At 72.0% G+C, this 12,276-nt stretch carries 13 protein-coding genes; 6 read left to right on the forward strand and 7 right to left on the reverse strand.

The genetic code is table 11. From position 1 onward, the window contains the following. Nucleotides 1-106: 106 nt before the first annotated feature. Together ACTWPV_RS12895 and ACTWPV_RS12900 are read right to left on the reverse strand one after the other, a co-directional pair. Entirely contained in the window at nucleotides 107-781 is a 675-nt protein-coding gene (locus tag ACTWPV_RS12895) for an SDR family NAD(P)-dependent oxidoreductase (protein ID WP_443151916.1), read from the reverse strand. A gap of 29 nt (nucleotides 782-810) precedes the next feature. Beyond that, the gene (locus ACTWPV_RS12900) at nucleotides 811-975 is read right to left on the reverse strand and encodes a hypothetical protein (RefSeq protein ID WP_443151917.1); all 165 of its coding nucleotides are present in this window, start codon (nucleotides 973-975) and stop codon (nucleotides 811-813) included. Nucleotides 976-1,081: 106 nt separating this feature from the next. On the opposite strand from ACTWPV_RS12900, the gene ACTWPV_RS12905 reads away from it, so the two are divergent. After that, complete coding sequence (locus ACTWPV_RS12905; protein ID WP_364134715.1) at nucleotides 1,082-1,483, forward strand: winged helix-turn-helix transcriptional regulator; 402 nt, start codon at nucleotides 1,082-1,084, stop codon at nucleotides 1,481-1,483. Nucleotides 1,484-1,547: 64 nt separating this feature from the next. Here ACTWPV_RS12905 and ACTWPV_RS12910 read toward each other — a convergent pair whose 3' ends face one another. After that, on the reverse strand, nucleotides 1,548-3,110 hold the full coding sequence (locus tag ACTWPV_RS12910; RefSeq protein WP_443151918.1) for an FAD-dependent oxidoreductase: 1,563 nt from the start codon (nucleotides 3,108-3,110) through the stop codon (nucleotides 1,548-1,550). Nucleotides 3,111-3,223: 113 nt separating this feature from the next. Further along, nucleotides 3,224-4,246 carry a hypothetical protein gene (locus tag ACTWPV_RS12915; protein ID WP_443151919.1) on the reverse strand — a complete coding sequence of 341 codons (1,023 nt, stop codon included), beginning with the start codon at nucleotides 4,244-4,246 and terminating at the stop codon, nucleotides 3,224-3,226. Nucleotides 4,247-4,366: 120 nt separating this feature from the next. Here ACTWPV_RS12915 and ACTWPV_RS12920 point away from each other — a divergent pair, with 120 nt between their 5' ends. After that, nucleotides 4,367-4,999 carry a TetR/AcrR family transcriptional regulator gene (locus tag ACTWPV_RS12920; protein ID WP_443151920.1) on the forward strand — a complete coding sequence of 211 codons (633 nt, stop codon included), beginning with the start codon at nucleotides 4,367-4,369 and terminating at the stop codon, nucleotides 4,997-4,999. Nucleotides 5,000-5,129: 130 nt separating this feature from the next. On the opposite strand, the gene ACTWPV_RS12925 is transcribed toward ACTWPV_RS12920, so the two are convergent. Further along, the gene (locus ACTWPV_RS12925) at nucleotides 5,130-6,491 is read right to left on the reverse strand and encodes an MFS transporter (protein WP_443151921.1); all 1,362 of its coding nucleotides are present in this window, start codon (nucleotides 6,489-6,491) and stop codon (nucleotides 5,130-5,132) included. A 134-nt stretch (nucleotides 6,492-6,625) separates the two neighbouring features. Here ACTWPV_RS12925 and panB point away from each other — a divergent pair, with 134 nt between their 5' ends. After that, complete coding sequence (gene panB, locus ACTWPV_RS12930; protein WP_443151922.1) at nucleotides 6,626-7,456, forward strand: 3-methyl-2-oxobutanoate hydroxymethyltransferase; 831 nt, start codon at nucleotides 6,626-6,628, stop codon at nucleotides 7,454-7,456. Nucleotides 7,457-7,506: 50 nt separating this feature from the next. Here panB and ACTWPV_RS12935 read toward each other — a convergent pair whose 3' ends face one another. Then, entirely contained in the window at nucleotides 7,507-8,445 is a 939-nt protein-coding gene (locus ACTWPV_RS12935) for a serine/threonine dehydratase (RefSeq protein WP_443151923.1), read from the reverse strand. A gap of 46 nt (nucleotides 8,446-8,491) precedes the next feature. Then, nucleotides 8,492-9,664 carry a trans-sulfuration enzyme family protein gene (locus tag ACTWPV_RS12940; RefSeq protein ID WP_443151924.1) on the reverse strand — a complete coding sequence of 391 codons (1,173 nt, stop codon included), beginning with the start codon at nucleotides 9,662-9,664 and terminating at the stop codon, nucleotides 8,492-8,494. Between the two features lie 265 nt (nucleotides 9,665-9,929). On the opposite strand from ACTWPV_RS12940, the gene ACTWPV_RS12945 reads away from it, so the two are divergent. From ACTWPV_RS12945 to ACTWPV_RS12955, 3 genes are read left to right on the forward strand one after another with little or no spacing between them, the layout of a single operon-like run. Next, nucleotides 9,930-10,619, forward strand: coding sequence for an alpha/beta hydrolase (locus ACTWPV_RS12945; protein ID WP_443151925.1), 690 nt, complete (start codon nucleotides 9,930-9,932; stop codon nucleotides 10,617-10,619). A 45-nt stretch (nucleotides 10,620-10,664) separates the two neighbouring features. Beyond that, complete coding sequence (locus ACTWPV_RS12950) at nucleotides 10,665-11,552, forward strand: ABC transporter ATP-binding protein (protein WP_347642525.1); 888 nt, start codon at nucleotides 10,665-10,667, stop codon at nucleotides 11,550-11,552. Further along, nucleotides 11,549-12,268 carry an ABC transporter permease gene (locus tag ACTWPV_RS12955; RefSeq protein WP_347642524.1) on the forward strand — a complete coding sequence of 240 codons (720 nt, stop codon included), beginning with the start codon at nucleotides 11,549-11,551 and terminating at the stop codon, nucleotides 12,266-12,268. Before ACTWPV_RS12950 ends, ACTWPV_RS12955 begins: the two co-directional genes overlap by 4 nt. Nucleotides 12,269-12,276: the final 8 nt, after the last annotated feature.

The raw sequence follows: 12,276 nt of genomic DNA on the forward strand, positions 1-12,276 counted from the left end.
TACGCAACGGTCCCGTTTCGTTAATCCGTGCGAACTCCGCGACCGAACCGGATCACTGCCGCCACCCCCGCCACGCGGCGGGCTACATGGGGCGAGCTGGGAGACGTCAGCCGGAGAAGACGCGCTCGGCTTCGTCGCGTCGGGTGTGCAGGTCCCAGTAGAGAGGGGCGATCTCCTCGGGCTCCGCGGTCGGGGCTCCGGGAGGGCCGCCCCCGCCGATCCACACGTCGATGGCGACGTGCGCGGCCTGGACACCGGTGCCGGCCAGCTCCTTGTGCAGGTTGAGCACCCAGTTGCGCAGCGCCGCCTGGGCGGCGTTGACGTTGCCGAGTATCGGGTGCGGGTCGAGCGAGCCGCCTCCGTTGGTGTAGAGCAGGGTGCCCGCGCCGGCCTCACGCATCGCGGGGAGAACGGCCCGGGTGGCGGTGATGGCGCTGTAGAGCAGCAAGTCGATCAGCCACTGCACGTCGGACGGGTTGGTCTGGGACGGCGAGGCGAGGGCGATGGAGCCGACGCTCGGGGCCGGGGAGTGCTCCAGGACATCGATGCCGCCGAAGAGAGTGGCGGCGTCCTTGAGGGCCTGGGCCAGCGCGTCGTGGTCGAGCACGTCCGCCGGGAACGCGGCGGCGGCGATGCCCTCCGCGGTGAGCCGGCCGACGAGGTCGTCGAGCTTGGCCCGGTTGCGGGCGATGAGAGCGACATCGTAGCCCTGGGCGCCGAAGGTGCGGGCGATGGCGAGGCCCATGCCGGGGCCGGCGCCGACGATGGCGAGAGCAGGCATGATCAGTTCACTTTCTCTTGAGTACGGGGTCAGGAGGTTGCGGAGGGGACGGCGCAGCCGTCGGAGCCGCAGACAGGAGCGTGGCCGCCGGGGGCGAAGGTGACCACCTCCACGTGCTCGACGGCTCGCGCCAGGCGATGGCCGCCCAGCCCGCACCAGGGGAAGGCCGCCTCGGACCAGAGCTCGACCTTCATGGCATCCCCTCCGATTCTTACTATTTGTGCGTAACGTCAAGATAGGACAGCATGGAGGGGCCTACAAAAGGCACATCACTGTGCGTCACGGAGAGGAATGTGCGTCATGGAGCACGCAGGGGGATCGGCGGCCGCCGCGAGCCGGGGGCCCTGCGCGGCGATCCCGGCCGACCAGATGGCCTTCATCCGCCAGATCCTGGACCGGGTCGGCGACAAGTGGAGCATGCTGATCATCGCGATCCTGGAGGACGGCGCCCTGCGCTACACCGACCTGCAGCGCGACGTCCCCGGCATCTCCCAGCGCATGCTCAGCCACACCCTGCGCCAGCTTCAGCAGGACGGGCTGATCACCCGCACGGCCTACGCGGAGGTCCCGCCGCGCGTGGAGTACACCCTCACCCCCCTCAGCCGCGGCCTGCTCGACATCGTCAAACAGCTGATCGGCTGGGCCTCCGACCACCACGACGAGATCCGCGCCCACCGCGACCGCGCCGCAGCCGGGTCCTGACCCCGTCTCGGCCCTCCGCAAGCCTGCCACCGGCCCGCGTCGGCCGCCTCCGTAGGTGCCCGAGTCAGGTGCGGGCGGGCTTGATGACTCCGCACCACCGCTGCAAGGCTGCCCGGAGCGTCCCGATCTCCATGGGATCGGGCCGAGGCGATGCAGATGCCCAGGCCACGTAACAGTCCGGCCGGAGGAGCAGGGCGGTGGGCGCGGGGGTCTGGGAGCGCGCCGTGACGACATCGACCTGGTCGTGCCCCAGGGCGAGTGTCTCCGCCAGTGATGATTCTTCGGTCAGGTCGAGCAGCAGAGGGCGTGCGGTTCTGGTCAGCTCGGCCAGCCGGACCGGCCCGGTCGCGGTGTGCAGGTCCATGTCCGGGGCGAACCGGCCGGTCAGCGGGTGCGCCTCGGGTACGCCCATGTCGTAGCGGACGTCGGCGCCTGCGGTGAGTTCGGCCAGGCGCCGCACCGCGCTCGGGTCGCGGAGCAGTTCGGCGAACACCTCGCGCAGTCCGGTGACATCGCTGCCGGGGGCGACCAGGGCCGCCTGTGCCTGCGCGTTCAGCACCATGCGCCGGGCGGCCGATCGCCGCTCTGTCTCGTAACTGTTCAGCAGCCCGGGCGGGGCGCTTCCCCGGATCTCGGCGGCGAGTTTCCAGCCGAGGTTGACCGCGTCCTGCAGGCCGAGGTTGAGCCCCGGACCGCCTCCCGTGGCGGCGTACACGTGGGCGGCGTCACCGATCAGGAACACCCGGCCGTCGGCGAACCGTTCGGCGATCCGGGTGTTACCGCCGGTCAGCCGGCGCAGCGCGTGCGGTCCTTGGCCGTCGGGCGGCCCGAGCGGCACGTCGACGCCGAGCACGCGGCGGATACTCGTCCCCAGCTCCTCCAGGCTCATCGGAGCGTCGGTCGCGGGCTGGTCCCACTCGGTGGTGCTGACCAGCGGTGGATGGCCGGGCATCGGCGCGTAGGAGAACCCCCCGTGCTCGGTGCGGTGGGGCATGAACGGCATGACGGCGCCGTAGCCGGGCACGTTCAGCGCGCCGGTCGCGGGATCGACCCAGTCCTCTGGGATCGTCGCATGCGCCGAGCGAACGGTCATCCGGTCGTAGGTGATTCCGGGGAACCCGATGCCGGAGAGCTTGCGCGTGGCGCTGTGGGCTCCGTCGGCACCGATCAGGTACCGGGCCCGCAGGTGGTACTCCCCGTCCGGGCTCGTGATGTCGACGGTGACGGCGTCGTCGTCCTGCGCCAGGCCGACGACCTCGTGCCCCCGCCGGATGTCCACGCCCAGTTCGACCGCTCGCTCCTGCAGAACCCGCACGACACGTCGCTGCGGCACCGGCAGGGCGTGGACGGGGCTGTCCTCCAGCAGGCTCAGGTCCAGGCCCATCGCGCCGAACATGAAGTACGCGGAGTTCGGCCGCGGCGGTTCCTGGCTGCCGCTGAGACGTTCGTGCAACCCGCGGTGGTCGAGCATCCTCACGACCTGGCCGAGCAGTCCGTTCGCTTTCGGTTCCCGGCTGGGCTCGGGCAGCCGCTCCAGCACGAGCGGCCGGACCCCTGCCAGGCTCAGTTCGCAGGCCAGCATCAGCCCGTTGGGGCCGCCGCCGACGATGACAACATCTGTGATCATATGTACTCCCTTGTTCGCCCGCAGGAGGGGCGGGACGGATGAGGCGCTGAAGCGCCCGGCCGGCGGGCGGCGGCCGGCGAGGCTCGCCGCAAGACGCGGGCATGGCGACGCGGTCAGCCGCGGTAGCACTCAGCGAGGGCGATGAAGGCGGCCTTGGGTTCCCAGGACATGTCGGGGTAGGTGTCCCCGCGGCGGTCCTCGAGGACTTTGACGATGCCCGGACTGGCCAGGTCGAGATCGTCGCGGGGATCGCCGTCGGGGCGGTGCGGGAAGTTGTCGAGCGCGAAGAGGAAGACAAAGGTGCTGTCGACACCTGCGGCGTCGTAGATCTCCAACAGCTCCCGCAGGTATGCGGCCTGGCCGGGCTCGTCGCGGATGCACTCGCTGTTCAGCCGGACCGGCACGCCGGTGTCCTCGCCGAACTCGACGACCTCCAGTACGCGGCCGCCCCTGTCACCCGCACCGCGGTAGGCGGCGGTGCCGAACTCGGTGATCGCGACCGGCTTCCCCTGCGCGACGAGGGTGCGTACGGCCTCGGCGAACGGGCCGGCGACCTCGGCCGACCGGTAGAGATCCACGCCCACGATGTCGAAGGGGGCCCAGTCGACGCGCTCGAGCGGTATGGAGGCGTAGGTGATCCGGCCGCCGAATCGCTCGCGAATGAGTGCCACGGCGCCGGACAGGAAGTCGTTGACCCGCGCGCTGAGCTCGCCTGCCCGCTCGGCCAGCCGATCTCGCCGAGCCAGCAGCCCGAGCCTGTCCTCCTGGGTGTCGCCCGGCAGGAATCCCTTGTTCATCAGGCTCAGCTCGGCGCCGGTGACGAACACGACCTCGGCGCCCCGCTGCCGGATCCGCTCCGCCCGCTCAGCGCAGTCGGCGAACAGCGACAGCGTCTCCTCGGGGGTCAGCTCCAGAGGGTAGGGCGAGAACCAGACCTCCAGGCCGAGGTCGGCGGCGTACGTCGCGGCCAGCTCCAGCCGCCCGGGGTCACCGCCGATGACGCGGACCGCGGTGCAGTGCAGGTCGTCCCTGATGATCTCCAGCTCGCGCTTGACCACGTCCGGGTCGAAGCGCTCGCGGGAGGACCCTCCATTGCGGATGAAGCCGGTGTCGTAGGTGATGCCCTTGGCCCTCATTGCACGGGTCCTTCCTGTGGGATGAGGACGCCCAGGCTATGAAGAAACTTGCGTGCACGCAAGTTTGCGCACACGCACTCCAGCTGGGATGCTGGGACGGTGACGACGAGACGGACGGGGTTGCGCGAGCAGAAGAAGCAGGCCACCCGAGAGGCCTTGCGCGCGGCGGCCCTGCGGCTGGCCCTCGAGCGTGGGCCGGACAACGTGCGCGTCGATGACATCGCCGAGGCCGCCGGCGTCTCACCGAGGACGTACAACAACTACTTCTCCAGCCGCGAGCAGGCGATCGTCGCCGCCGTCGCCGGCGAACGGGAAGCGCGAGCCGCGGCGGCGGTGGCCGATCGGCCCGCCGGCGTCGGCCTCGCCGACGCCGTCATCGAGGCGATCGTGGATCAGTACACCGTCCCGGACGAATCCGGCCGGGACGCGCTGCTGCTGATCACCACCCGTCCCGCACTGCGCGACGCGTTCGTCGAAACCACCACCGCGATCGAACATCCTCTTACCGACGCGATCGCCGACCGTCTGGGCGATGGCGACCCGCACACCGCACGGGTGCTCGCGGCGAGCGTGGCCGCCGCAGTTCGCGTGGCGCTCGAGCAGTGGCTGCAGACGACTGCTTCGTCCTTCACGACCAGCGGGCTCGTCGTGCCGTCCGGCTCGCTACCGGACCTCCTTCGCACCACGCTCGCACCCCTCGCACCCGCACTCGACGCCGCCGAGCAACGAGCACTCCACCGCCGGCATCGGTGACCTCCCGCCTCGAGAAGCGGCGCCCCCGGCCTCTGCCGCCGGAGCGTCGCAGGCGCGTGGGAACCCGCCGAACACCCCCGATCAGACCGCGCCCGCTCACGTGCGACCACGCGGACCCGCGACGACCTGCTCAAGTGAGTGCGGCAGGTCCTTCCTGACGTAGCGGTGCGTCCTCCACCAGGACTGGAGGCTCCCCCATCGGCGTGAGCGAGGCGTCGTTCTCCAGTGCCCGGACGACCTCATGTCCCTGCACGCCGGACGTCCCCTCCGCCGCCGCGGACCCGCCCTCCGGCCGCGGCGCAGCGGACCGGCTCAACGCGGTGGATGTCATCGGGCGGCGGCGCCAGAACGGGAGGGCGATCACCACCGTGGCCACCCCCACCAGGCCGGCCACGGCGAACGCCCAGGCCGGACCCGTCCCGTCGATGACGGCCCCCGCGATCGGCGCCGAGACGGCACCGCCCACCAGCAGCGCGGTGCCGTGGAAGCCCATCGCCTCTCCCCTCGCCCCTGCGGGCACCCAGCGGCTGAGCATGTCGACGGTGGACGACAGGGACGGCGCGCAGAGCATGCCCGAGGGCAGCAACGCCAGGACCAGCCAGTGCCAGCCGCCGCCCACCCACGCCACGGGGACGGTCAGCAGGCCCATGGCTCCGATGAGGACCAGCGGCGAGAAGCCGCGGGACAGGCCACCGTACAGGAAACCACCGATCAGGGAGTAGACCGCCCAGATAGCCACGGCGAGCCCGACCCACGCTGTCTGGCCTGCGTGCTCCATGGTGGCGACCAGAGCGAGCTCGGCCGCCGTGAGCACGAACGTGGCCGCCGCGACCGTGCCGAGCAGCGCCACGAACGCCGGCGTGATCCACTGCCTCCTGGGCACCTTGACCGCCTGCTCCGCCATCTCGTCGGCCGAGCGGGTGGGCGGGTTGAGCACGATCAGCCCCACCCCCGCCGACGTCACCCCGAGCCCGATGACGGCCATCGTCGGGCCGCTGCCGAGCGTCGTGACGCCGGCCACCGCGAGCGCGGGACCGGTCATGTAGGACAGCTCGACCAGCATCGAGTCGAGCGCGAAGCCGCTGCGCCGCTGGGGCTCGGGCACCATGGCGGCCAGGCACTGCCGCGTCACGCTGAAGACCGGCAGCCCCAGCAGCCCCGCCACCGCCGCCGCCACGGCGAGGACGGGGAACGGCAGCGCCCACGCGCACGCCCAGAACACCGCCTGCGCCACGGTCGTGACGACGACCACGGGACGCAGCCCGTGCTTGTCGACGAACCTGCCCGCCAGGGGCGAGCCGATCGCCATGCCGATCGTGCTGGCCATGGTGACCAGCCCGGCCTTGGCGAAGCCCAGATCGAGCGTGGTGGCGACGTGCAGGGTCAGCGCCATGCCGACCGCCGTGGACGGGATGCGCGCCAGCAGCCCCACGAGCAGCAACGTGGGGAGACCCGGAATCCTGAGCAGGCGCCGGTAGGGGTCAAGAGCCATGGTGTTCGTTACCTCCGCGCTGATTCTGGCAAGAGGCACCGACAGTTCTGCCACTCGTTTTCCGCGCGTGCCATCATCGGAGGAGTCCGGGGACGCCGCCGGGGCGCCTCGAGACCTTTCTGGAGTGATGACACATGTCCTCTTCAACCACGCTGTACGGCGGCGCCGCCGGACGCCGCGTCACCGTCCGCGACCTCGTCGCCGCCAAGGAGCGCGGAGAGCGGTGGCCCATGGTCACCGCCTACGACGCGATGACGGCGAGGGTGTTCGACGCGGCGGGCATCCCCGTCCTGTTGGTGGGCGACTCGGCGGCCATGGTCGTCTACGGCCACGACTCCACGCTCCCCGTCACGGTCGACGACCTGCTGCCGCTCACGGCGGCCGTCGTACGCGGGTCGTCGCGCGCGCTGGTGGTCGCCGACCTGCCGTTCGGGTCGTACCAGTCCTCCCCGCGGCAGGCGCTGGAGACGGCGGCGCGCTTCATGAAGGAGGCGGGCGCGCACGCGGTCAAGCTGGAGGGCGGCCGCCGGGTCGTTCCCCAGGTCGAGGCGCTCGTCTCGGCGGGCATCCCGGTCATGGCGCACCTGGGCCTGACCCCGCAGTCGGTCAACGTCATGGGCGGCTACCGCGTCCAGGGCCGCGGGCAGGCGGGGGACGAGCTCATGTCGGACGCCAAGGACCTGGAAGGGGCCGGAGCGTTCTCGGTGGTGCTGGAGTGCGTGCCGGCCGATCTGGCGCAGCGGATGACGACGTCGCTCGCGATCCCGACCATCGGCATCGGAGCGGGCCCGTCGACGGACGCGCAGGTGCTGGTGTGGCAGGACCTCATGGGACTGACGCCGCGGCCGGCCAAGTTCGTCAGGCAGTACTCGGATCTGGCCACCGAGATGGACCGCGCCGTCCGCGCCTTCGCGGCCGACGTCACATCCGGCGCCTTCCCCGCGCCCGAGCACACCTACCGCTGACCGCGGCGCACCGGCAATTTCCTGTCGGGGCCGGCGCGGCTCACGGGCAGTCAGGCGGCCAGGGTGGCGGGATCGGTGTTGGAGCCGCAGACGACGACCCCCACCCGCTCCCCCGGGCTCGGTGTGTAGACGCCCGACAGGAGCGCCGCGTACGCGGCCGCGCCGGCGGGCTCGGCCGCGATCCGGTGCCGCTGCCAGAGAGTGCGACGGGCGGCCAGGATGGCCTCGTCGGTCACGAGCGCGCTCTCCACCCTGGGGCCGGAGAGGATCTCGAAGGCCAGGCCGCCGATCTTGCTGGCGCCCAGCGCGTCGGCCCCCACGCCGCTCACCTCGACGGGCACCGGCCGGCCCGCCCGCAGCGCCGCCGCCAGGGTCGGGATCCGCTCGGGTTCCACGGCGACGATCCGCGGTCCCGCGCCGGAACCGCCCGCCGTGCTCGCGGTGCCCAGCGTGACGCCGGCGGCGAAGCCGCCGCCGCCGACGGCCACCACCACCGTGTCCACGCCACCGGTCTGTTCCACGATCTCCAGCCCGGTGGTGCCCTGCCCGGCGATCACCTCGGGCTGGTCGTAGGCGTGCACCGCCAGCGCGCCGGTCTCGGCGGCGCCTTTGGCGGCGGCCTCGGCGGCCTCGGCATAGATGGCGCCGGTCTGCGTGATGTGCGCGCCCAGCGCCTCCAGCCCCGCCACCTTCACCGGGCTGGTCACCTCGGGGACGAAGATCTCGGCCCGCACACCCAGCTCTCGCGCCGCGTACGCCACCGCGAGCCCGTGGTTGCCGCCGCTGGCCGCGATCACTCCGCCCGCGGGCAGCTCGCCCGCCGACAGGATGCGGTTGAACGCCCCGCGCACCTTGAAGGATCCCGAGTGCTGGAGCAGCTCGAGCTTGAAGAACAGCCCGGGCGAGATCTCGAGCACCGGGGTGCGGAGCGCGAGGCCGCCGATCCTCCTGGCGGCGGCCAGCACCTGCTCGTGGGCGACGGTGGTCACGGTGTCCCCTTGTTCGTCGTTGCGGATCTGATCGCAGAACCCGACCCTATGCCAGCGCCTGGGCGATGTCGGACCACAGGTCCTCGGGGTGCTCGATGCCCACCGCGATGCGCACCGTGCCCTCGCCGATGCCGCTGCGCGCCAGTTCCTCCGGGCTGAGCGACCGGTGCGAGGTGGTGGCGGGGTGCAGGATGAGCGTCTCGACGCCGCCCAGCGAGGGGGCGAGCAGCGCCAGTCGTACGGAGCTCATGAACTTCTCACCTGCCACCCGCCCGCCGGCCAGGTCGAACGCGAACACCCCGCCGAACCCCGGCAGCAGCTTGCCCGCCAGCTCGTACGAAGGGTGCGAGGCGAGCCCCGGCCAGTGCACCGCCGTCACGGCGGGGTGCTCGGCGAGCCGGACCGCCAGGTGATGGGCGTTGGAGCAGTGGCGTTCCATGCGCAGTCCCAGCGTCTGGAGCCCGCGCAGCGTCAGCCAGGCCGCGAACGGGTCGGCCGAGGCCCCGAGCTCGATCGAGAAGTGCCACACCTTCTCGTAGAGTGCCGCGTCGGCGAAGACGGCGAGCCCGCCGACCACGTCGGTGTGCCCGGACAGATATTTGGTCGTGGAGTGGACCACGACGTCCGCCCCGTGCTCGATCGGCCGGCAGAGCATGGCCGTGGCGAACGTGTTGTCGACCACGGACAGGATGCCCAGCTCGCGTGCGGCCGCGCACATCCCGGGCAGGTCGGCCACGAGGGTCATCGGGTTGCTGATCGTCTCCAGGTAGACGAGCCTGGTCTCGGGCCGCACGGCGGCGCGCAGGGCCGCGGGGTCGTTCTCCGGCACGTACGTGACCGCGATCCCGAACCTGCCCGTCAGCTCGTTGAGCATGGCGGCGGTCCCCCCGTAGAGGGATCGCTGGGCCACCATGTGGTCGCCGGGCTTGAGCAGGGCGAGCAGGACGGTGTTGATCGCGCCCATGCCCGATCCGGTGGCCACCGCTCCGGCGCCGCCTTCGAGCCCGGAGACGGCCAGTTCGAGGGAGCGGACGGTGGGGTTGGTGTAACGCCCGTAGACGAACGCGCCGTCGGGGCGGCCCATCGACGTGGCCATCACGGCGGGGTCATCGAACACGAACCCCGAGGTCTGATAGATGGGAACGCTGATCGGGCGGCTGCCCTCGACGGCCGGCTGCGGCGGGTGCACGGCCCGCGTTTCAGGTCGGAATTCGCTCATAGGTTAAGGATCGCCCATAAAAGGGACTCCACGGCAGAGCCCACGCGCCGGAATCGCCCCAGAGGCCTGCCATGACGATCCCATCGATCCGCCGGGACGCGGGCCGGTGCTCGCCGCTCGCCGCCAGGCTGCGGGCGTGACCGCGCGCAGTCACGGGGACGGGCTTTCGCGGGCGGTGAACACCCTGGCCGCCGCCTGGGACGTCTTCAATAATTCGGACAAATCGGTCTCCCGTCGGACCCTGGTCATCTGACAGGGTGAGGACATGAAAACGACCTTCGTACTCGTGCACAGCCCAGCGGTCGGGCCCTCGACCTGGGCTCCCGTGGCCGAGTCGCTGGAGCGCCGCGGGCACGCGGCGGTGGTGCCCGACCTGACCGGCGTGACCGCGGGAGAGACGCCCTACTGGCCGCGGGTGGTGGAGAAGGTGCGCGCGGCCACCCCTCCCGGCACCAGCGTGGTGCTGGCCGGGCACAGCAACGCCGGGCTCTACCTGCCGTTGATCAAGGAAGGGCTCGACGGGCAGGTGGTGGCCTGCGTGTTCGCCGACGCGAGCCTCCCGCCGCGCGACGGGCCGGTCAAGGTCGCCGAGGACGGGTTCCTGCCGTTCCTGCGCGACCTCGCGGGCCCCGACGGGATGCTTCCGCGCTGGACCGACTGGTGGGACGAAGAGGACGTGGTGGCCCTGCTGCCCGATCCGGCGGTACGCGTACGGGTCGCGGCGGAGCAACCACGGCTGCCGCTCGACTACTACACGCAGTCCCTGCCCGTGCCCGCGGGGTGGGACGACGTCAGGTGCTCGCTGTTGTGGTACGGCCCGCCGTACGACTCGATCGCCGAGGAGGCCGCGCGGCGCGGGTGGCCCGTGACCCGCCTGCCCGGCCAGCACCTGCACCAGGTGATCGACCCGGAGGGCGTCACCGACGCGCTGCTCAAGCTCTCCGGAAAGTCGTGAATTCTTCACTGCCGTCCGCGATCGGGTCCGGCGATAGTCGGATCCATGACAGCGATCGACGTGACCGGGCTCAGCAAGAGCCACCAGGGTTTCCCCGCGGTGAAGGACGTCTCGTTCGAGGTGGCCGAGGGTGCGATCTTCGCGCTGCTCGGCAGGAACGGCGCGGGCAAGACCACGACGGTCGAGGTGCTCGCGGGTTTCCAGCGCGCCGACAGCGGCACGGTGCGGGTGCTCGGCCTCGATCCCTGGGCCGACAGGGCCGCCGCGCGACAGCGCGTCGGGATCATGTTGCAGGAGGCCGGGTTCTTCCCTGACCTGACGGTCGCCCGGACCGTCGACATCTGGCGTGACTTCACCGCCGTGCCCCGCCCGCGCGACGAGGCGCTGGAGCTGGCCGGGCTGGCGGGCAGGTCCGGTACGAAGGTGCGCCAGCTCTCCGGCGGCGAGAAGCGCCGGCTGGACCTCGCGCTCGCCCTGCTGGGCCGCCCCGACGTGCTGTTCCTCGACGAGCCGACGGCCGGCATGGACCCCGAGGCGCGGGCGCGAACCTGGGAGGTCGTCCGCGACCTCGCCGGGCAGGGCACTACGGTCCTGCTGACGACCCACTACCTCGAGGAGGCGCAGCGCCTGGCCTCCGCCCTGGCGATCATGGACAGGGGCGAGATCGTGGCCTCGGGCGGGATGGCCGAGACGCTCGCGGCGCGGAGCGGGCGGGTGGCGTTCCGGATGCCCGCCCAGGTCCGTCCCGCGGACCTGCCGCTGCCGGTCACCCTGGAGGGCGGCAACGCCGTCTGCCGCGCCGAGGACCCCGACCTCGCCGCGCAGACGCTGCTCAGCTGGGCCGCGTCGCGCGGCGTGCGCCTGACCGGCCTGGAGGTCCGCACGGCCACCCTCGAAGACCTCTTCCTCGACCTGTCCGGGAGCGCCCGATGAGCTTGACCGCCACCTACCGTCTCGGCACCCGCCTGTTCTGGCGGGACAAGTCCATGGTGTTCGCCTCGGTGATCACGCCCGTCGGGCTGGCCGTGGGGATGCCCGCCCTCATGCGGAACGTGACCTCCGGCGGTGTCGCCGCCGCCACCCACATCTTCCAGGGCGCGCTCGCGCTGCTGCTGGCGATCACCGCGTTCATGAACGTCGCCGTCGCCCTGGCCGCCCGCCGCGACCAGCTCGTCCTCAAACGGCTGCGGGCGACCCGGCTGACCGACGCGCAGATCCTCACTGGCCAGATCGCCGGCACCGCCACCCAGACCGTGGCCGTGATCGCGCTGTGCACGCTGGCCGTCCACCTCGTGGCCGACGTTCCGCTGCCCGCGAACCCCCTCGCCTTCGCCACCGTCACCATCGCGGGCTCGGCCGTGCTGTCCCTGCTCGGCGCCGCGTACACGGCCGCGATCCCGCGGGCGGAGCTGGCGGCGGCGTTCACCACGCCGGTGTTCCTGGTGGCGGGCGTCTCCGCGGGCGCGATGGGCCCCGTCCCGGTGCCCGCATGGCTGCGTCCCGCCCTCGACCTGCTGCCGACCACGGCCGTCGTCGACGCCGTCAGGACCGGCGACCTCGTCGTGCCCCTCCTGGTCCTGGCCGGGTGGACGCTGGCCGGGCTGGCCGCGATCCGGCTGTGGTTCCGCTGGGAGCCGCGCAGGTCATAATCGTGCCC

This window comes from Nonomuraea sp. KM88, assembly GCF_052245635.1.
In the GTDB taxonomy this organism is placed as follows: domain Bacteria; phylum Actinomycetota; class Actinomycetes; order Streptosporangiales; family Streptosporangiaceae; genus Nonomuraea.

Excerpts from the sequence above, each read along its gene's own strand:
- ACTWPV_RS12950 (WP_347642525.1), top strand. The coding sequence starts at position 10,665 with ATGACAGCGATCGACGTGACCGGGCTCAGCAAGAGCCACCAGGGTTTC.
- ACTWPV_RS12900 (WP_443151917.1), bottom strand. The coding sequence starts at position 975 with ATGAAGGTCGAGCTCTGGTCCGAGGCGGCCTTCCCCTGGTGCGGGCTG.
- ACTWPV_RS12945 (WP_443151925.1), top strand. The coding sequence starts at position 9,930 with ATGAAAACGACCTTCGTACTCGTGCACAGCCCAGCGGTCGGGCCCTCG.
- ACTWPV_RS12955 (WP_347642524.1), top strand. The coding sequence starts at position 11,549 with ATGAGCTTGACCGCCACCTACCGTCTCGGCACCCGCCTGTTCTGGCGG.
- ACTWPV_RS12910 (WP_443151918.1), bottom strand. The coding sequence starts at position 3,110 with ATGATCACAGATGTTGTCATCGTCGGCGGCGGCCCCAACGGGCTGATG.
- ACTWPV_RS12925 (WP_443151921.1), bottom strand. The coding sequence starts at position 6,491 with ATGGCTCTTGACCCCTACCGGCGCCTGCTCAGGATTCCGGGTCTCCCC.
- ACTWPV_RS12905 (WP_364134715.1), top strand. The coding sequence starts at position 1,082 with ATGGAGCACGCAGGGGGATCGGCGGCCGCCGCGAGCCGGGGGCCCTGC.
- panB (WP_443151922.1), top strand. The coding sequence starts at position 6,626 with ATGTCCTCTTCAACCACGCTGTACGGCGGCGCCGCCGGACGCCGCGTC.
- ACTWPV_RS12915 (WP_443151919.1), bottom strand. The coding sequence starts at position 4,246 with ATGAGGGCCAAGGGCATCACCTACGACACCGGCTTCATCCGCAATGGA.
- ACTWPV_RS12895 (WP_443151916.1), bottom strand. The coding sequence starts at position 781 with ATGCCTGCTCTCGCCATCGTCGGCGCCGGCCCCGGCATGGGCCTCGCC.
- ACTWPV_RS12940 (WP_443151924.1), bottom strand. The coding sequence starts at position 9,664 with ATGAGCGAATTCCGACCTGAAACGCGGGCCGTGCACCCGCCGCAGCCG.